The sequence below is a fragment of the uncultured Stenotrophomonas sp. genome (assembly GCF_963519125.1).
GTDB lineage: Bacteria > Pseudomonadota > Gammaproteobacteria > Xanthomonadales > Xanthomonadaceae > Stenotrophomonas.
Window position 1 is genome coordinate 153507 of record NZ_CAUQLJ010000002.1, and the last position, 17001, is coordinate 170507.

Here is a 17001-nt window from a genome sequence, read left to right on the forward strand (position 1 = left end):
CTCCCGCAGGAATTACACGATGGACGGATTGTTCGGCAGCTCCAGCTGGCTCTACATCATCCTGGTCGGTTTCTTCGTCGGCCTGTTCGGGCGGTTCTTCATGCCCGGCAACAACCGCATGGGCTGCCTGCTGACCATCGTGCTCGGCATCGTCGGAGCACTGGTCGCCGGCTGGTTCGGCCAGTACATGGGCTGGTACTCGCGCGGTGAGCCGGCCGGCTTCATCGGCGCCATCCTCGGTGCGATCGCCGTACTCGCCGTGCTGCGGTTGTTCAGAAGCAAACGCTGATATCTCCACCCCCTCCTTCCACGCGCGCCACCCGGCGCCGCTTCGACGTACCTGTCCATGAACGATCCCGCTTCCGACCCGCTGCGCGCCGAACTCCGCCGGCAATGGACCGCCACCGCACTGGGCGACCCCGACCTGCACCTGGACCGGGCCTCGGTGGATGCGGGCTTCCGCAGCTACTGGCGTGCCAGCAGCACGCACGGCAGCCACATCGTGATGGACTCGCCACCGGGGCTGGAAGACGTGCGTCCGTGGCTGCGCATGCACGACCTGCTGGAACCCAACGGCGTGCGCGTGCCTCGCGTGCTGGCCCGCGATGAAGATCAGGGCTTCCTGCTGCTGGAAGACCTGGGTGGACCGACCCTGGCCCGGTACATCGATGACGACACTGCGGATGCCTGGTTCGACGCGGCATTCGCGCAGCTGATCCGCCTGCAGTCGATCCCGGTGCCCGAGGGCATGGGGTCGTTCGGTGAAGCGCTGCTGCAGCGTGATGCGGGCCTGTTCGACGAATGGTTCCTGCAGCGCCACCTGGGCCTGCAGCTGGACTGCGGTGAAGTGGAACAGCTGCAGCTCGTGCATCGCCGCCTGATGGACAACGCGCTGCAGCAGCCGCAGGTACTCACCCACCGCGACTTCATGCCACGCAACCTGATGCCGGTGGAACCCGGCCCGGCCGTGCTCGACTTCCAGGACCTGGTGCGCGGACCGATCGCCTATGACCCGGTCAGTCTGTTCAAGGACGCGTTCCTGAGCTGGCCACTGGAAAAGGTCGACGCCTGGCTGGCGCGCTACCACGCAGAGGCGTTGGCAGCTGGGCTGCCGGTGCGGCCGTGGCCGCAGTTCCTGCGCGACGCCGACTGGATGGGCGTGCAGCGCCACCTGAAGATCCTCGGCCTGTTCGTGCGCCTGCGCGACCGCGACGGCAAGGGCCACTACTTCGCCGACGCACCGCGCTTCATCCGCTATCTGGACGAAGTGCTGCCACGCCATCCGGAACTTGCCGGGTTGAACACGCTGCTGCAGGACCGGATCAAACCGGCCATGGCGGCGCTGGCGCTGCCGGTGTCCAGCGGCGCATGAAGGCGATCATCTTCAGTGCGGGCAAGGGCGAACGCATGCGCCCGCTGACGCTCACAACGCCCAAGCCGCTGCTGGTGGCGGGCGGCAAGCCGCTGATCGTGTGGCACCTGGAACGGCTGGCTGCCGCGGGTTTCGACGACGTGGTGATCAATACGTCGTGGCTGGGCGACCAGTTCGAGCCGGCGCTGGGTGACGGCAGCCGCTGGAACCTGCGCCTGCACTTCATCGACGAAGGCGCGGTGCCACTCGAAACCGGCGGCGGCATCCTCAACGCATTGCCGCTGCTGGGCGATGCACCGTTCCTGGTAGTCAACGGCGATGTGTGGACGGATGTGGACTTCACCACCCTGCCCCGCGACCCCGCAGGCGATGCGCACCTGGTGCTGGTCGACAATCCCGTGCAGCATCCGCGGGGTGATTTCATCCTGCGTGCGGATGGCGGTGTCAGTGACACGGGCGATGCGCCGCGGTTGACGTATGCCGGTGTGGGAATCTTCCGCCCGGCAATCCTCAACGGATGGCGCGAGGTCATCGGCGCTACGGAGGGCGCGGCAGCGAACCCGCCGCAGTTCGGTTTGGCACCGATGATGCGCCACGCGATGAAGGAGAGCCGCGTGACCGGCCAGCGCCACAATGGGCGATGGACCGACGTAGGTACCCCTGAGCGGTTGGCGGCGTTGGATGCGGAACTCTCGCGAACGCTATGAGGTCTGGTAGGGTCGGTTCCCGAACGACGCCGTGCATGGATGCACAAGTGCTGCGTTCACAGGATGCGAAGGAGCAGTCCGCACGTATTGGTGATCGGCGCGACGAACGCGTGACCCCAGCCAACGCCGATTTCGATTAGGGTTCATGCCACAAATGAACGTTGCCACGTTATCGGCGGTCGATCGGGATGCGACCCTACCGAGGCAGCCATCCAGCACCGCCCTCGTTTACAACCGATGCGATCCCTCTTCCACCACCTGCCGCAGGAATGGCACGGTGATGCGCCGCTGCGCGGCCAATGATTCGCGGTCCAGCCAGTCCAGCAGGCTGACCAGGCTGCCCAGCTCGCGGCCGGTCCGGGTCAGCAGCCATTCGATGGCCGCTTCATCGATCGACAAACCACGCCGCGCAGCACGCTCGCGCAGCACCACCGCGCGACCCTCGTCGTCCAGCGGCTGCAGCACCACGCGCACGCATTGCTGCAGGCGCGAGCGCAGGTCCGGCAGCACCAGCCCGAGCTGGTCGGGTGAATGCTGGGCGGTGTACAGCAGGGTGATGCCGGCGCTGCGCGCGCGGTTGTGGAAGTCGAACAGCGCCACTTCATCGTCGCGGTGGCCGGCCACCGCATCCAGTCCGTCCAGCGCGACCAGGTCGCGGCCTTCCAGCGACTCCAGCGCCGCGCGGGTGCGGCCCACCACCGCCTTCAGCGGCAGGTAGGTCGGTTGCCGCCCGGCCTGTTCGGCCAGCGAGCACATCGCCAGCGCCTGATGGGTCTTGCCGGTGCCGGCCGCGCCTTCCAGGTACACCCAGTGCTGGTCCGCGCCCACGGCGATCGCGCGCAGCTGCGCCAGCGCACCGTCCGGCGCGCCGATGAAGGTTTCCAGTCGCTCGTCCTGCGGGTAACGCAGGGCAAGCGGCAGCTGCGGAACAACACTCACGTCAGCCGTGGCCCTTGGACGTGTCGATGATCACGGTCTGCTTGTCGATGTGCGTATCGATCACGATCGCGGTCGGCTCCCCCGCGTACAACTCACTCTCCCGATAGCGCAGGTGCGCATAACGCAGCAGCACGTTGCTCACCGCCGCCACCGGCAGCGCCAGCAGCATGCCAAGGAAGCCAAACAGCTGGCCACCGGCCATCACCGCGAAGATCACCGCCACCGGGTGGAGGCCGATCTTGTCGCCGACGATGCGCGGGGTCAGCACGTAGCTCTCCAACAGCTGGCCCACGGTGAATACCACGCCGACCAGGATCAGCAGCTTCAGGTCGAAGCCCTGCGCCTGGACCAGCGCGGCCAGCACCGCCATGACGATGCCGGTGGTGGCGCCGAGGTACGGAATGAAGCTGATCAACCCGGCGATCAGGCCGATCAACAGACCCAGCTTCAGCCCGACCAGCGACAGGCCGATCGCGTAGATCAGGCCCAGCGCCACCATCACCAGGAACTGGCCACGGATGAACGCGCCCAGCACGTCGTTGGACTCACGCGCCAGTTTGGTGATGGTGCCCACGTGGTTGCGTGGAATGGTCGAGGCCACGCGCTCGACCAGCTTGTCCCAGTCGCGCAGGAAGTAGAACGCCAGGATCGGCAGCAGCAGGATGTTGACCACCCAGGTCACCATCGCGAAGCCCGAGCGCGAGACGTAGCCCATGAACGTGGTGGCGAAGCCGCCGGCCTGCTGCCAGTGGCTGCGCACCCATTCAATCAGACGGTCCGGATCCATCCACTGCATCACTTCCAGGCCGGTCTTCTGCTCGAACCAGGGAATGCCCTTTTCCATCAACCACGCCTGTGCCTGCGGCGCGACCGCGATCAGGGTGGTGATCTGGCGCTCGATCATCGGCACCAGCACCAGCAGCAGCGCCACGATCACCAGCACCATCGCGGCGAACACCAGCACCACGCCGGTCATGCGCGAGCGGCCGGTGGCCTCGATGCGGTCCACCAGCGGGTCGCCCAGCCAGGCCAGCGCCAGCGCCAGCACGAACGGGGTCAGGATCGGGGCCAGCAGCCACACCACCCAACCGACCGCCAGTGCGAACAGGATGTACTTGATACGACGCAGGAACTGCGCGATCTCGGCTTCCGGGGTGAGGATCATCGCAGGCGGTACTCATTGCTGGCCGGGGGTGGCGGAGTGCCAGGCGCGGCGTCTTCGTCGATCGGCACCGGCAGCGGGGCCAGTGGCACGATCACGCCGTTCTCGCCGAGCATGCGGTTCAGGCCGGGCAGACCGGTGGTCAGCTCCAGCGCCAGCTCCAGGCGGTTGCCCGAAGCGCGTACCGGGGTGATGTTGCGCACCACCGGACTCTCGCGCAGGCCGGCGGCCAGGCGCAGGTAGTCCTCGGCGCTGTTCAGTCCGGTCACCACGATGGTGTAGGTGCCGGCCGCACCCGTGGCCGCACCGGCCTTGGCATAGCGGCGCACCAGGGCGTCGGCGGTGCCGTCGGCACCGCCCGCCATCGCGCGGCGCGCGTCGCTGTCAGTGGTGGTCCACTTGTTCAGCTCCCGGCCGCCATCCACGAACACCCAGTCGGCCACCCAGCCACCGGTCTTGTCGCGGTACAGCTTGCCGACCAGCTGCATCGGCGGGGAATAGCGCGAGGAGGCGCGGGCCACCGCAGCGGTGTCCTGGCGCCAGATCGCGCCGACCAGGGCCTGTTCCGCAGCGCTGCCGGTGGGCAGGCCGAGCTTGTAGCCGCGCTCGATGGCGCGGTTCAGCAGCGGCCGGGCCGCATTGGCCTGCTGCACGGTGACCAGGCGCGGGCCGCTGCCGTCGTCGATGGCCATCCAGACGACCGGCTTGGGCCGCGGCTGCGGCCACAGCGGCAGGCCGAGGGCGGAGATCAGGCCGTCCACGTCGTCCTGGCGGAACCGGGCCACCAGCATGGTGCGGTAGCTGGGCGCGCCGCTGGCCGAGGTGCTCTGGTCCTGGCGGTAGTCGTAGCTGGCCACGTAGTTCTTGGCGTCGCGCAGGGACTGCATCACGCCCGGGCGGGTGATCACGCTGCGGTCGCCGGACAGTTTGGCCAGCACGTTGCCCAGCGCGCGGGCCAGGGCCCCGTTGCGGTCGGCTTCGCCCTGGCTGTTGACCGGCACTTCGGCCTCGTAGGCGCCACTGGCGGTGGCCACGTCGCCTTCGGTACGGAGGCCGCTCTGGGCCATCGTGGCCACCGGCAGGCACAGCGCGAGGAACATCATTACAAAGAGGCTGCGGCGCATCAGGACTTCCATTGAGCGTATCCGGGGGGAATTGTTGCCCGAATAGGGCCTGCGCGCCAACGTGGCCTGTTAAAATCCCGCTTTCACCCCAGCGCAGCCCGACGCCCGTGACCAATTCTCCGTCCAATCCCTCCCCCCTGACCTACCGCGACGCCGGCGTCGACATCGACGCGGGCAACGAACTGGTCGAGCGCATCAAGCCACTGGTGAAGCGCAGCTTCCGGCCGGAGGTGATGGGTGGCCTGGGCGGGTTCGGCGCCCTGTTCGACCTGTCCAGCAAGTACCGCGAACCGGTACTGGTCTCGGGCACGGACGGCGTTGGCACCAAGCTGAAGCTGGCACAACAGCTGGGCCGGCACGACACGATCGGCATCGACCTGGTCGCCATGTGCGTGAACGACGTGCTGGTGCAGGGCGCCGAGCCGCTGTTCTTCCTGGACTACTTCGCCACCGGCAAGCTGGACATCGACACCGCCGCGGCGGTCGTGGGCGGCATCGCCAGCGGCTGCACCGAGGCCGGCTGCGCGCTGATCGGCGGCGAAACCGCTGAAATGCCCGACATGTATGCCCCCGGCGAATACGACCTGGCCGGTTTCACCGTGGCCGGCGTCGAAAAGAGCGAGCTCAAGGACGGCGCCAGCGTGGCTGAAGGCGACGTGCTGATCGGCATCGCCTCCTCCGGCCCGCACTCCAACGGTTACTCGCTGGTCCGCCGCATCTACGACCGCGCCGGCCAGCCGGCCGACCTGGAGCTGGAAGGCGGGGTCAAGCTGGTCGACGCGCTGATGGCGCCGACCCGCCTGTACGTCAAGCCGATCCTGGCCCTGCTCAAGACCCACGGCCCGGCCATCCACGGCATGGCCCACATCACCGGTGGGGGCCTGACCGAGAACATCATCCGCGTGGTGCCCGACGGTCTGGGCCTGGACATCGACGCCGCCGCCTGGACCCTGCCCCCAGTGTTCCAGTGGCTGCAGAAGGAAGGCGCGGTGGCCGACAGCGAAATGTGGCGCACCTTCAACTGCGGCATCGGCTTCGTGCTGATCGTCGCCCCGGACCAGGTGGCTACCGTGTCCGCTGCCGTCGAAGCCCAGGGCCTGGCGCAATGGACCTTCGGCAAGGTCACCGCGGCCGACGGCGCCGACCGCGTGCGGATCGGCTGACATTCGCCTGAAGGAGCTGCGCATGGATGCATCGATTCCCCTTCCGCCCGTAAGCCCCGGCCTCAGCCAGGGCGACGAACGCATGCTGCGCTGGTTGCCGCGATTGTTTTTCATCGCCGCAGCGCTGTTGCTGTTGTGGGCAGGCCCATCCTGGTGGATCGGCAACCGCATGGTGATGGACATGCCGGTCGAAGTACGCCCGCCCGCGCCCTGGTCCACGCTGATTCCCTTGCTGATGGCGGCGATGCCTGCTGTGTTTGCCATCGTGCTGATTACCGTGGGCGTCTGTCTCGCCCGCCGTCGCAGCTACCGGCTGTGCATGGTGGCCTCGTGCGTGGCGGTCTTCTGTGGGCCGGCCTTCGTACTGGCCATTCCGACCGTCATCCTGCTGACCCGTACACCGGTCAAGGCGCTTTTCGAGCGGAACGTCTGATGACAAGCACTGACCCCACCGCCCCCGCACTGTCCCTCGAAGATCAGTCGCAGCTGCGGCTGCTCTCGATATTCCACTACGTGGTAGCTGGGCTGACCGCCCTGTTCTCGCTCTTCCCGCTGATCCACGTGGGCATTGGCATCGCCACGTTGTCCGGCGCGATGCCGATCAACAGCAACGGCGGCCCGGCCTCGCCCGATGAGACCCGGCTGTTCGGCTGGCTGTTCATCGTGATCGGCTCGATCGTGATCCTGTGCGGGCTGACCCTGGCTGGCTTCATGGCCTACGCGGGGCGCTGCCTCGCCCGCCAACGCCGGCATACGCTGTGCGTGGTGGTGGCCGCGCTGTCGTGCATGTGCATGCCGCTGGGCACCGTGCTGGGCGTGTTCACCCTGGTCGTGCTGATGCGGCCGGCGGTCAAGGCCGCCTTCCACGCCCCCCCCACTGCCCAGCCCTGAGGTTCGCCGATGTCTACCACGCCTCCGCCGCTGAACTTCCCGCGCGGCTGGACCCCGCATCAGGTCGTCTCCCACCTGCACACGTTGAAGATCCTGTTCTACATCCTGGGGGCGCTGGAACTGCTGCTGGTGCCAATCCTGCTGCTGGGCGCGGCAGGCGGCTACATCAGCGAAAGCAACAGCGCCAACCCCAACGCCCAGCCGGCCTTGCTGGCGGCGATCATGATTGTCGCCGGCGCGATCTTCGCCGGGCTGGGTACCTTGAACATCATCGGTGCACGGCGCATGGCCGAACGCCGTTCGCACAAGCTGTGCAAGATTGCGGCAGGCGCGGCCTGCCTGGCCGGCGCCCTCGGCATCGCGCTGGGCGTGTACGCGCTGATCGTGCTGATGCGTCCGGAAGTGGTGGCCAGCTTCGGCGCCACCGACGGTACGGTCGCGGCATGAGCAACGGCCGTCGGGACCCACGCAGATGACGTCGCGCAGCCGCATCGCGGTGCTGGCCTCGGGCCGTGGCAGCAACCTGCAGGCCATCGTAGATGCCATCGCCGCCGGCACGCTGGATGCCGAAGTGGTGGCGGTGCTGTCGGACAAGCCCGATGCATCGGCTCTGCAGAAAGTCGCCCCCGGGCAACGCTGGGCGCGCTCGCCCAAGGACTTCTCCGACCGCGCCGCGTTCGACGCCGCGCTGGGCGATGCGCTGGCCTCGTTCACGCCGGACTGGGTGGTCTGTGCCGGCTACATGCGCATCCTGGGCGAGGCCTTCGTGCAGCGCTTCAGCGGCCGCCTGGTCAATATCCACCCGTCGCTGCTGCCGCTGTACAAGGGCCTGCATACCCATGCGCGTGCTTTGGAGGCCGGCGACACTGAGGCCGGGGCCAGCGTGCACTTCGTGGTGCCCGAGCTCGATGCCGGTACCGTGCTGGCCCAAGCGCGGGTGCCGGTGCTGCCTGGCGACAGTCCCGAGGCGCTGGCCCAGCGGGTCCTGGCCGTGGAGCACCCCCTGCTGATCGCCAGCCTGCAGTGGCTGGTGGCGGGTCGAGTAGCTGAACGCGAAGGACAGCTCGAGGTCGATGGCAACCCCCTGTTCAGTCCGCTGCGCCTAGATTGCGCCGGAACGCTCACGCATTAGCGGCCGTGCACACGCGCCGCTGACCCGGGCGCTGGCATCCTCCCCCTTCCCCCGCTTCCGCGCGCGTATGAAAAAGACCCTGTCCAAGCCCGTGCTGCTGCTCGCGTCCCTGCTCTGCACCGTGGCCATCGCCCAGGCGCAGGAAACGCCCGCACCGGTAACGCCGCCCGCGCCGGAGCTGGTGCTGCCACCGCCGGCCGCGTGGGAACCGCCTCCGCTGGAACCGTTCACCGCCACCTACCAGGCCCTGTACAAGGGCAAGGAAGCCGGCGATGCGACCATGCGCGTCACCCATACCGGTGGCGACCAATGGCGGGTGGACATGCAGGTGGTGGGCCGGAAGGGCTTTGCCAGCGTGCTGGGCCTGAACCTGGAACAGAGCACCGTATTCGAAAAACAGGGCACCACTTACGTTCCGCTGAGCCAGGCAACCGTGCGCAAGGGCCTGTTCCTGGGCAAGAAAGTCACCGGCACCTACGACTGGAAGGCCGGCACCGCGCAATGGCTGGGCGACCTGAAGAAGGAACGCACCCAGCCCATTCCGCTGCAGCCGGGCGACCAGAGCGCATTGCTGATCAACCTGGCGATCATGCGCGACGCGCGCCCGGGCCAGCAGATGCATTACCGTTATGTCGATGTCGGCCGGGTCCGCCAGCACGACTACCAAGCCGCGCCGGAGACCGAGAACGTCCAGGTCGGCGAGCTGTCCTACAACGCGCTGCGGGTGTATCGCACCAACGGCGGCAATGACGAAACCATCCTCTGGATCGCCAACGGGGTTCCGACCCCGGTGCGCATCCTGCAACGCGAAGACGGTCAGGATCGGATCGACCTGCGCCTGATCGAATACCAAGGAGTCTGAGCATGACCATCCTCTCCCGCCCCCTGTCCTGGATCGCCGCCGGCGCGCTGGCCGTGGTCAGCCTGCCTGCCTTGGCGCTGCAGCCATTTACCGCCGACTACCAGGCCAACTACATGGGCATGCAGGCGCCGGGCAAGATGACCCTCAAGCAGGTCGACGGCAACAAGTGGCAGTACAGCCTGGATGTCAGCAACCAGCTGGCCACGCTGAGCCAGAACACCACCTTCGACGAAGCCAACGGTGTCCTGCGTCCGCTCAGCAGCCAGGACCGTTCGTTGCTGCTGGTGAAAAAGCGCAACGTGCAGGCCAACTACGACTGGTCGAAGAAGCAGGCCACCTGGACCGGCGACATCAAGCCGGACCGTGCCGGTCCGGTCGCGCTCAAGGCCGGCGACATGGACGCCCTGCTGATCAACCTGGCCATTGCCCGCGATTTTGCCGCCGGCAAGCCGCTGACCTACCGCATGGTCGACGAAGGCCGGATCAAGCCGATGACCTACAAGGTCGCCGGCACTGAAAACATCACCGTCGGCGGCAAGACCTACAACGCCACCAAGGTGTCGCGCGTGGACGGCAACAAGGCATTGATTGCCTGGGTGACCAAGGACATGCCGGTGCCGGTGCGCCTGTTGCAGCGCGAAGGCGGCAAGGACGCGCTGGACCTGACCATCAAATCGTTCAAATAACCGTCAAAAAACAAGGCCCGCATCTGCGGGCCTTGTTTCATCTGGCGGGCGTTTCGGCCTGGAAGACCGTCCTGCAGTCCACGCGGATCTGCTCGTTGCTCTTCCGCCAGTAGAACGCGCGGCAGTGCCGGTTGCCGTCCTCGGTCTTGGTCACGCCGACGGCGTAGAACGACTGCAGCACTTCGGTGCGGCTGACCGTGCCGTCGCCATTCCAGTCCATGTCCTGCTGTTCCAGGCCCTGGGTGATGGCGATATCGGCGTACCAGGCATAGCCCAGCCAGCCCAGCACGACCAGCACCAGGATCAGCAGCGCCTTGCGGCGTCGGGTGAACTGGCCGCGCAGGATCATGCGACGCGCCGGATGGTGGCGCCGAGCGACGACAGCTTTTCTTCGATGTTCTCGTAGCCACGGTCCAGGTGGTAGATGCGGTCGATGGTGGTATCCCCTTCGGCCATCAGCCCGGCCAGGATCAGCGACGCCGAGGCGCGCAGGTCGGTGGCCATCACCGGCGCGCCGCTCAGCTGTTCGGCGCCGCGCACGATCGCGGTGTGACCCTCGACCTGGATGTCCGCGCCCAGGCGCAGCAGTTCGTTGACGTGCATGAAACGGTTTTCGAAGATCGTTTCATTGATCACGCCGACGCCGTCGGCCACGCAGTTGAGCGCCATGAACTGGGCCTGCATGTCGGTCGGGAACGCCGGGTACGGCGCAGTGGTCAGGTTGACCGCGCGCGGGCGCTTGCCGTGCATGTCCAGCGTGATGCTGTCTTCCGTGGTCTCGATCGAGGCACCGGCCTCGACCAGCTTGGACAGCACCGCGTCCATGGTGTTCGGGCGCGCACGGTTCACCGTGACCTTGCCACCGGTCATCGCCGCGGCGACCAGGAAGGTGCCGGTTTCGATGCGGTCGGGCAGCACTTCGTGGCGCCCCCCGGAAAGGCGCTCGACGCCCTCGATCACCAGACGCGCGGTGCCCAGGCCTTCGATCTTCGCGCCCAGCGCGATCAGGCAGTGCGCCAGGTTGGTGACTTCCGGTTCCATCGCCGCGTTGTCCAGCACCGTGGTGCCTTCGGCGAGCACGGCGGCCATCAGCACGTTTTCGGTGCCGGTGACGCTGACCATGTCGAAGGTGAAGTGCGCACCCTTCAGGCGCTTGGCGTGGGCCTTGATGAAGCCGTTCTCGACCACGATCTCCGCACCCAGCGCCTGCAGGCCCTTGATGTGCTGGTCGACCGGGCGCGAGCCGATCGCGCAGCCGCCGGGCAGCGACACTTCGGCCTGGCCGAAGCGGGCCAGCAGCGGGCCCAGCACCAGGATCGAGGCGCGCATGGTCTTGACCAGCTCATACGGTGCCACGTGCTGGTTGACCGGACGCGGGTCGACCACGATCGCGCTGCCGCGCGACAGCGTGCCCTGGTCGATGGTGACCTTGGCGCCGAGCTCGCCGAGCAGCTTCACCGTGGTGACCACGTCGTGCAGGTGCGGCACGTTGGTGATCTCCACCGGCTCGTCGGCCAGCAGGGTCGCGCACAGGATGGGGAGGACGGCGTTCTTGGCGCCGGAAATGTTCACTTCACCGTGCAGCGGCTTGCCGCCGGTCACTACGATCTTGGCCATGGAACCTGCAGATAGGAAGGGGGAATGGAAATGGGAATGGTGCCGGCCGTCGGCCGCTTACTTCGCCGCTTCGGCCGCGGTCACGGTCTTCAGCGCCAGCGCGTGGATCGCCCCGCCCATCAGATCGCCCAAGGTGGCGTAGACCATGCGGTGGCGGGCCAGCGGAAGTTTGCCGGCAAAGTCGTCGCAGACCACGGTGGCCTCGAAATGCACGCCGTCGTCGCCCTGCACGTCCGCGCGGGCGCCCGGCAGGCCGGTTTCGATCAAATTTCGGATGGTCTCGGCGTCCAACGGGCTTTCCTAATAAAATGTGCGCTCATTCTACTCTCCCGCGTGGCGCCCGCATGGCTGTATCGCCCCTGCCCCCCTCTTCGACCGACCCGGCCGCGCTGGTCGCCAGCGGCCGCCGCGTGTTCGAGATCGAGCGCGACGCCCTTGCTGCGGTAGCCGGGCGGCTGGGCGAGGACTTCAGCCGGGCCTGCCAGCTGGTGCTGGAAAGCCGCGGCCGCGTGGTGGCCACCGGCATGGGCAAGTCCGGTCACGTGGCGCGCAAGATCGCCGCCACCCTGGCCTCGACCGGCACCCCGGCCTTCTATGTGCACCCGGGTGAAGCCGGCCACGGCGACCTGGGCATGATCACCGAGGCCGACGTGGTGCTGGCGTTGTCCTACTCGGGCGAATCGGACGAGGTGCTGATGCTGCTGCCGGTGCTCAAGCGCCAAGGCAACCGCCTGATCGCCATGACCGGGCGGCCCGGCTCGTCGCTGGCACTGGCCGCCGACGTGCACCTGGACGTCAGCGTGCCGGCCGAGGCCTGCCCGCTGGCGCTGGCCCCCACCTCCAGCACCACCGCGTCGCTGGCGATGGGCGACGCCTTGGCCGTGGCCCTGCTCGACGCGCGCGGCTTCACCGCCGACGACTTCGCCCGTTCACACCCGGCCGGCAGCCTGGGTCGGCGCCTGCTGCTGCACATTACCGATGTGATGCACAGCGGCGATGAACTGCCCAAGGTCGGCGAAACCGCCAGCCTCAGCGAGGCCCTGGTTGAAATGAGCCGCAAGCGACTGGGCATGACCGCGGTGGTCGATGCCGACCAGCGCCTGGTCGGCCTGTTCACCGACGGCGACCTGCGCCGGGCCCTGGACAGCGACCTGGACGTGCGCAGCGCGCGGATCGTCGACGTGATGACGCGGACCCCGCGCACCATCGGCGCCGACCAGCTCGCCGTGGAAGCGGCCCGGGTCATGGAGACCCAGCAGATCAACGGCCTGATCGTAGTCGATGGCGACGGCCGCGCGGTCGGCGCACTCAACATTCATGACCTGTTGCGGGCCCGGGTGGTTTAAACCACAGTGGCACTCCTCCATTCAGCTGACCTCCGTTCCTGATGCCCTATTCCCCGCTGCCCGGTTTCCCGTCCCACCTGCATGCCGCCGCCGGCCGTATCCGGCTGGCCTGTTTCGACGTGGACGGCACGCTCACCGATGGTCGGCTCTACTACGACCGTGACGGCAACGAGAGCAAGGCGTATTACGTGCAGGACGGACTGGGCCTGAAACTGCTGCAGCAGCACGGTATCCACCCCGTGCTGATCACCGCGCGCAACAGCCTGTCGGCGCTCAAGCGTGGCGCCGACCTGGGCATCGACACCCAGATCGCGGTCGGCGACAAGCTGGCCAGTGTGCGGGTGCTGTGCGAACAGCACGGCATCGGCCTGGACCAGGTGGCGTTCATGGGCGACGACCTGCCCGACCTGGCCCCGCTGTGTGCGGTCGGCCTGGCCGTGGCCCCGGCCAATGCCCATCCCTGGATCGCCGAGCGCGTGCACTGGCAGACCCGCGCCGACGGCGGCCGTGGCGCTGCGCGCGAGTTGTGCGACGTGCTGCTGGCCGCGCAGGGCCACGTGGATGCGGTGCTGGCGAGGTTCGGCGCATGAGCTGGCGTACCGCACTGGGCGGCCTGTTGCTGGTAGCGGCCGTGCTCAGCGGCTGGGCGCTGCTGCGCGGCCGCGACAAGGCGCCGCTGGCGACGGGCGACGACGCCAGCCGCGACTACGTGCTGCACGACTTCGAGATCGTAGCGCTGGACGAACAGGGTCGCGAGTCGACCACCCTGCGTGCGCCGCTGCTGGAGCGCACCCGCAGCGACGAAACGATGACCATCCAGACGCCCCTGTTCCTGCTGCCCGACCGCGACGGCAACCACTGGGAACTGCGCAGCGACACCGGCTGGGTCAGCGCCAACGGCGACAAGCTGCGCCTGACCGGAAATGTCAGCGGCGACAGCCCGCGCGTGCCCACGGTGCCGCCGACCACGTTCCGTACCGAGCAGCTGGACGTGTTCCCGAATGAAAACCGGGCCACCTCCGACGGCCTGGTTACCCTGACCCGACCGGGCATGGTCCAGTCCGGGGTAGGCTTCGCATTGAACTCCAGCGACAAGACCTATCAGTTCCTGAGCCAGGTCAAGACCCGATACACGCCCCGCCAATGACCCGCTCCGATGTTCCAGCTACGGCACTGGCCGTTCCCCCGAATCAGGCAGGAAAGCCCCACGTCATGAAGATCTTCTACGCCGCCGTATTCGCCTTGTGCCTGGCCGTGCCCAGCGTTGCCGTGCAGGCCAAGAGCAGCGATCGAAACCAGGAAATGACCATCGAGTCCGGCGCGCAGTCCGGCTCGTTCCTGGGCGATGGCATCATCACCCTGTCCAACAACGTCGTCATCCAGCAGGGCACGCTGGACATCCGCGCCGCGCAGGCCCAGGTCCACATGAAGGATGGCGAGGCGGTGCGTGCCGTGTTCACCGGCAAGCAGGCCACCATGAAACAGCAGCTGGACGACGGCAGCATGATGAATGCACGCGCCGACAACATCGATTACGACATCAAGGGCGAAATCATCACCCTGACCGGCAACTACGAAGTGGTCAGCGCGCAGGGCACCAACAGCGGCCAGCGCATGGTCTACAACACCCGTACCGGCGAAATGAACAGCGGTGGCGGCGGTGAAGCCGGCCGCGTGCGCACGGTCATTCCGCCCAAAAACAAGGGCGCGGCCCCGGCCGCCAAGCCGGCCGCGCCGGCCAAGACCACCGTACCCGCTGCCGGGAGCAAGAAGTAATGCTCGTCGCCAAAGGCCTGCGCAAGCGCTACAAGCAGCGCGAAGTGGTCAAGGAATTCGGCCTGACCCTGGATGCCGGTGAAGTGGTCGGCCTGCTGGGCCCCAACGGTGCCGGCAAGACCACCTGCTTCTACATGATCGTCGGGCTGGTCGAGGCCGACGCCGGCAGCATCGTGCTGGACGGCAAGGACATCACCGCCGACCCGATGTACACCCGCGCCAAGCAGGGTGTGGGCTACCTGCCGCAGGAGCCGTCGGTGTTCCGCAAGCTGACCGTGGCCGACAACCTGCGCCTGGTGCTGGAGCTGCGCGAGGACCTGGACAAGGCCGGCCGCGAGAAGGAGCTGAATTCGCTGCTGGACGAACTGCAGATCGGCCACGTGGCCGACCAGCTGGGCGCCAGCCTGTCCGGTGGCGAGCGCCGCCGCTGCGAAATCGCCCGGGCACTGGCCGCCAAGCCGCGCCTGATCCTGCTCGATGAGCCGTTCGCCGGCGTCGACCCGATCTCGGTCGGCGAGATCCAGCGCATCGTCACCCACCTCAAACAGCGCGGCATCGGGGTCCTGATCACCGACCACAATGTGCGCGAGACCTTGGGAATCTGCGACCGCGCGTATATCCTCAACGAAGGCAGCGTACTGGCGCAGGGGGCACCAGCCGCGATCCTGGAAAACGCAGACGTCCGTCGTGTCTACCTTGGAGAGACCTTCAAGCTCTGACCCGCCGGCCGCTGCATCGCCTTCCCTCCGTTCGGCACAGGCATGAAAGCACGGCTGCAGACATCGCTCGGGCAACAACTGGTCATGACGCCGCAGCTGCGTCAGGCGATCAAGTTGCTGCAGATGTCGACCACCGAGCTGGAGCTGGAGCTGGCCGAGGCGGTGGAAACCAACCCCTTGCTGGACTGGGCCGAGAACGCCGAGCCCGGCCTGGAAACGTCGCCGGGCAGCGACGAGCGCCCGGCCGAAGCGGCCGAGCGCGCCGACGAGCGCGACGCCCGCACCGACGGTGCCGATGACTGGGCGCCCGGTGAAAGCGATTGGAGCAGCGGCGGTAGCGGCGGCTCGTTCGACGATGACGACAACGGCAGCGCCGCCGAGCGCGTGGCCGAGACCGAGAGCCTGGCCGACCACCTGCTGTGGCAGCTGCACCTCTCGCACCTGTCCCGGCGCGACCGCAGCATCGGCGCCGCCCTGATCGACGCACTGGAAGAGGACGGCTACCTGCGCGAGCCGCTTTCCACCATTGCCGAGACCCTGCTGCCGGCCATCCATGCCGACGAGGCCGAGATCCTCACCGTGCTGCACCAGATCCAGCGCTTCGACCCGATCGGGGTCGGCGCGCGCAGCCTGGGCGAGTGCCTGCAGCTGCAGCTGGACGTGCTGGACCCGCAGACCCCCGGTCTGGCGCTGGCCCGGCGGATCGCCGACGGCCCGCTGGAGCGCCTGCCGCGCAGCGGCGTGAACGGCATCGCCCATGAGCTGCGCGAGCCGGTGGGCGCGGTGGAGACCGCCGTGCAGCTGCTGCGTTCGCTGGATCCGCGCCCGGGCACCCAGATCGGCGAGCTGGCCCACGACAGCTACGTGGTCCCGGACTGCGTGGTCTGGCGCCAGAACGGCAGCTGGCGGGCGGCCCTGGCCGGCCACGCCGGGCCCAGGGTGGTCATCCACCGGGGCTATGAACAGATGATCCGCCGCTGTGGCGAAAGCGACGCCGGCTACCTGCGCGCCCACCTGCAGGAAGCGCGCTGGCTGCTCAAGGGCCTGGAGGCCCGGGGCGAGACCCTGCTGCGGGTGATGCGCTGCCTGCTGCAGCAGCAGGCCGCCTTCCTGGAGTTTGGTGAACAGGCCCTGCGCCCGCTGACCCTGCGCGAGGTCGCCGGTGAGCTGGGCCTCCACGAATCGACCATTTCCCGGGCCATTGCCCGCAAGTACGTGCGCACCCCGCGCGGCACCCTGCCCCTGCGGGCGTTCTTCGCCTCCGGGATCGACACCGACAGCGGCGGCGAGGCTTCCAGCACCGCCATCCAGGCCATGATCCGACGCCTGATCGACGACGAGAACCCGCGCAAGCCGCTTTCTGACGCCAAGCTGGCTGACCTGCTCAAGACCTCCGGCATACCGGTGGCGCGGCGCACCGTGGCGAAGTATCGTGAGGCCATGAACATTTCCGCCTCGCACGAACGAGTACGCATCGCCTGACGCTCCACCGCGCGCGACGGGAA

The 17001-nt window shown here is 67.8% G+C and carries 22 protein-coding genes; 16 read left to right on the top strand and 6 right to left on the bottom strand.

Features of this window, described 5'->3' with window-relative positions:
* The first annotated feature begins 19 nt into the window (after positions 1–19).
* From RYM47_RS02100 to murU, 3 genes are read left to right on the top strand one after another with little or no spacing between them, the layout of a single operon-like run.
* On the top strand, positions 20–289 hold the full coding sequence (locus tag RYM47_RS02100; RefSeq protein WP_315385771.1) for a GlsB/YeaQ/YmgE family stress response membrane protein: 270 nt from the start codon (positions 20–22) through the stop codon (positions 287–289).
* A 57-nt stretch (positions 290–346) separates the two neighbouring features.
* On the top strand, positions 347–1372 hold the full coding sequence (locus RYM47_RS02105) for a phosphotransferase (protein ID WP_315385773.1): 1026 nt from the start codon (positions 347–349) through the stop codon (positions 1370–1372).
* A complete protein-coding gene (gene murU / locus RYM47_RS02110) occupies positions 1369–2079 on the top strand; it encodes an N-acetylmuramate alpha-1-phosphate uridylyltransferase MurU (protein ID WP_315385775.1) in 711 nt (236 codons plus the stop codon). Before RYM47_RS02105 ends, murU begins: the two co-directional genes overlap by 4 nt.
* A 228-nt stretch (positions 2080–2307) precedes the next feature.
* Here murU and hda read toward each other — a convergent pair whose 3' ends face one another.
* From hda to RYM47_RS02125, 3 genes are read right to left on the bottom strand one after another with little or no spacing between them, the layout of a single operon-like run.
* A complete protein-coding gene (hda, locus tag RYM47_RS02115) occupies positions 2308–3018 on the bottom strand; it encodes a DnaA regulatory inactivator Hda (RefSeq protein WP_315385777.1) in 711 nt (236 codons plus the stop codon).
* A 1-nt stretch (position 3019) separates the two neighbouring features.
* Positions 3020–4183, bottom strand: a complete 1164-nt coding sequence (locus tag RYM47_RS02120) for an AI-2E family transporter (protein WP_315385778.1) — start codon at positions 4181–4183, stop codon at positions 3020–3022.
* The gene (locus RYM47_RS02125; protein ID WP_315385781.1) at positions 4180–5304 is read right to left on the bottom strand and encodes a DUF2066 domain-containing protein; all 1125 of its coding nucleotides are present in this window, start codon (positions 5302–5304) and stop codon (positions 4180–4182) included. The genes RYM47_RS02120 and RYM47_RS02125 overlap by 4 nt, the downstream gene beginning before the upstream one ends.
* Before the next feature lie 137 nt (positions 5305–5441).
* Here RYM47_RS02125 and purM point away from each other — a divergent pair, with 137 nt between their 5' ends.
* From purM to RYM47_RS02160, 7 genes are all read left to right on the top strand, one after another.
* Complete coding sequence (purM, locus tag RYM47_RS02130; protein ID WP_315385935.1) at positions 5442–6467, top strand: phosphoribosylformylglycinamidine cyclo-ligase; 1026 nt, start codon at positions 5442–5444, stop codon at positions 6465–6467.
* 82 nt (positions 6468–6549) lie between these two features.
* A complete protein-coding gene (locus RYM47_RS02135) occupies positions 6550–6900 on the top strand; it encodes a hypothetical protein (protein ID WP_315385783.1) in 351 nt (116 codons plus the stop codon).
* Positions 6900–7358: a hypothetical protein gene (locus tag RYM47_RS02140; RefSeq protein WP_315385785.1), complete on the top strand. Its 459-nt coding sequence runs from the start codon at positions 6900–6902 to the stop codon at positions 7356–7358. Before RYM47_RS02135 ends, RYM47_RS02140 begins: the two co-directional genes overlap by 1 nt.
* A 9-nt stretch (positions 7359–7367) precedes the next feature.
* A complete protein-coding gene (locus tag RYM47_RS02145) occupies positions 7368–7805 on the top strand; it encodes a hypothetical protein (RefSeq protein WP_315385787.1) in 438 nt (145 codons plus the stop codon).
* 25 nt (positions 7806–7830) lie between these two features.
* A complete protein-coding gene (purN, locus tag RYM47_RS02150; protein WP_315385789.1) occupies positions 7831–8490 on the top strand; it encodes a phosphoribosylglycinamide formyltransferase in 660 nt (219 codons plus the stop codon).
* Between the two features lie 67 nt (positions 8491–8557).
* Positions 8558–9352: a DUF3108 domain-containing protein gene (locus RYM47_RS02155; RefSeq protein WP_315385791.1), complete on the top strand. Its 795-nt coding sequence runs from the start codon at positions 8558–8560 to the stop codon at positions 9350–9352.
* A gap of 2 nt (positions 9353–9354) precedes the next feature.
* The gene (locus RYM47_RS02160) at positions 9355–10038 is read left to right on the top strand and encodes a DUF3108 domain-containing protein (RefSeq protein WP_315385793.1); all 684 of its coding nucleotides are present in this window, start codon (positions 9355–9357) and stop codon (positions 10036–10038) included.
* A 37-nt stretch (positions 10039–10075) separates the two neighbouring features.
* Here the strand turns inward: RYM47_RS02160 and RYM47_RS02165 are convergent, their stop codons facing one another.
* From RYM47_RS02165 to RYM47_RS02175, 3 genes are read right to left on the bottom strand one after another with little or no spacing between them, the layout of a single operon-like run.
* Complete coding sequence (locus tag RYM47_RS02165) at positions 10076–10387, bottom strand: EF-hand domain-containing protein (RefSeq protein WP_315385795.1); 312 nt, start codon at positions 10385–10387, stop codon at positions 10076–10078.
* The gene (murA, locus tag RYM47_RS02170; RefSeq protein ID WP_315385797.1) at positions 10384–11655 is read right to left on the bottom strand and encodes a UDP-N-acetylglucosamine 1-carboxyvinyltransferase; all 1272 of its coding nucleotides are present in this window, start codon (positions 11653–11655) and stop codon (positions 10384–10386) included. Before murA ends, RYM47_RS02165 begins: the two co-directional genes overlap by 4 nt.
* Positions 11656–11712: 57 nt before the next feature.
* Positions 11713–11946: a BolA/IbaG family iron-sulfur metabolism protein gene (locus RYM47_RS02175; protein ID WP_315385799.1), complete on the bottom strand. Its 234-nt coding sequence runs from the start codon at positions 11944–11946 to the stop codon at positions 11713–11715.
* A 53-nt stretch (positions 11947–11999) separates the two neighbouring features.
* Between RYM47_RS02175 and RYM47_RS02180 the strand changes: the two genes are divergently transcribed.
* The 6 genes from RYM47_RS02180 (at position 12000) to RYM47_RS02205 (ending at position 16978) form a co-directional block, all read left to right on the top strand.
* Positions 12000–13001: a KpsF/GutQ family sugar-phosphate isomerase gene (locus RYM47_RS02180; RefSeq protein ID WP_315385801.1), complete on the top strand. Its 1002-nt coding sequence runs from the start codon at positions 12000–12002 to the stop codon at positions 12999–13001.
* A 41-nt stretch (positions 13002–13042) separates the two neighbouring features.
* Entirely contained in the window at positions 13043–13591 is a 549-nt protein-coding gene (locus RYM47_RS02185) for an HAD hydrolase family protein (RefSeq protein WP_102944142.1), read from the top strand.
* The gene (gene lptC, locus RYM47_RS02190; RefSeq protein WP_315385803.1) at positions 13588–14148 is read left to right on the top strand and encodes an LPS export ABC transporter periplasmic protein LptC; all 561 of its coding nucleotides are present in this window, start codon (positions 13588–13590) and stop codon (positions 14146–14148) included. The genes RYM47_RS02185 and lptC overlap by 4 nt, the downstream gene beginning before the upstream one ends.
* A gap of 65 nt (positions 14149–14213) precedes the next feature.
* Positions 14214–14777, top strand: a complete 564-nt coding sequence (gene lptA / locus RYM47_RS02195; protein WP_315385804.1) for a lipopolysaccharide transport periplasmic protein LptA — start codon at positions 14214–14216, stop codon at positions 14775–14777.
* Positions 14777–15496 (top strand): LPS export ABC transporter ATP-binding protein, encoded by a 720-nt coding sequence (gene lptB / locus RYM47_RS02200; protein ID WP_102944145.1) that lies wholly within the window; start codon positions 14777–14779, stop codon positions 15494–15496. The genes lptA and lptB overlap by 1 nt, the downstream gene beginning before the upstream one ends.
* A 42-nt stretch (positions 15497–15538) precedes the next feature.
* Positions 15539–16978: an RNA polymerase factor sigma-54 gene (locus RYM47_RS02205; protein ID WP_315385807.1), complete on the top strand. Its 1440-nt coding sequence runs from the start codon at positions 15539–15541 to the stop codon at positions 16976–16978.
* Positions 16979–17001 lie beyond the last annotated feature (23 nt).

Excerpts from the sequence above, each read along its gene's own strand:
- RYM47_RS02100 (WP_315385771.1), top strand. The coding sequence starts at position 20 with ATGGACGGATTGTTCGGCAGCTCCAGCTGGCTCTACATCATCCTGGTC.
- RYM47_RS02105 (WP_315385773.1), top strand. The coding sequence starts at position 347 with ATGAACGATCCCGCTTCCGACCCGCTGCGCGCCGAACTCCGCCGGCAA.
- murU (WP_315385775.1), top strand. The coding sequence starts at position 1,369 with ATGAAGGCGATCATCTTCAGTGCGGGCAAGGGCGAACGCATGCGCCCG.
- RYM47_RS02120 (WP_315385778.1), bottom strand. The coding sequence starts at position 4,183 with ATGATCCTCACCCCGGAAGCCGAGATCGCGCAGTTCCTGCGTCGTATC.
- RYM47_RS02125 (WP_315385781.1), bottom strand. The coding sequence starts at position 5,304 with ATGCGCCGCAGCCTCTTTGTAATGATGTTCCTCGCGCTGTGCCTGCCG.
- RYM47_RS02135 (WP_315385783.1), top strand. The coding sequence starts at position 6,550 with ATGCTGCGCTGGTTGCCGCGATTGTTTTTCATCGCCGCAGCGCTGTTG.
- RYM47_RS02140 (WP_315385785.1), top strand. The coding sequence starts at position 6,900 with ATGACAAGCACTGACCCCACCGCCCCCGCACTGTCCCTCGAAGATCAG.
- RYM47_RS02145 (WP_315385787.1), top strand. The coding sequence starts at position 7,368 with ATGTCTACCACGCCTCCGCCGCTGAACTTCCCGCGCGGCTGGACCCCG.
- purN (WP_315385789.1), top strand. The coding sequence starts at position 7,831 with ATGACGTCGCGCAGCCGCATCGCGGTGCTGGCCTCGGGCCGTGGCAGC.
- RYM47_RS02155 (WP_315385791.1), top strand. The coding sequence starts at position 8,558 with ATGAAAAAGACCCTGTCCAAGCCCGTGCTGCTGCTCGCGTCCCTGCTC.
- RYM47_RS02160 (WP_315385793.1), top strand. The coding sequence starts at position 9,355 with ATGACCATCCTCTCCCGCCCCCTGTCCTGGATCGCCGCCGGCGCGCTG.
- RYM47_RS02165 (WP_315385795.1), bottom strand. The coding sequence starts at position 10,387 with ATGATCCTGCGCGGCCAGTTCACCCGACGCCGCAAGGCGCTGCTGATC.
- murA (WP_315385797.1), bottom strand. The coding sequence starts at position 11,655 with ATGGCCAAGATCGTAGTGACCGGCGGCAAGCCGCTGCACGGTGAAGTG.
- RYM47_RS02180 (WP_315385801.1), top strand. The coding sequence starts at position 12,000 with ATGGCTGTATCGCCCCTGCCCCCCTCTTCGACCGACCCGGCCGCGCTG.
- RYM47_RS02185 (WP_102944142.1), top strand. The coding sequence starts at position 13,043 with ATGCCCTATTCCCCGCTGCCCGGTTTCCCGTCCCACCTGCATGCCGCC.
- lptC (WP_315385803.1), top strand. The coding sequence starts at position 13,588 with ATGAGCTGGCGTACCGCACTGGGCGGCCTGTTGCTGGTAGCGGCCGTG.
- lptA (WP_315385804.1), top strand. The coding sequence starts at position 14,214 with ATGAAGATCTTCTACGCCGCCGTATTCGCCTTGTGCCTGGCCGTGCCC.
- lptB (WP_102944145.1), top strand. The coding sequence starts at position 14,777 with ATGCTCGTCGCCAAAGGCCTGCGCAAGCGCTACAAGCAGCGCGAAGTG.
- RYM47_RS02205 (WP_315385807.1), top strand. The coding sequence starts at position 15,539 with ATGAAAGCACGGCTGCAGACATCGCTCGGGCAACAACTGGTCATGACG.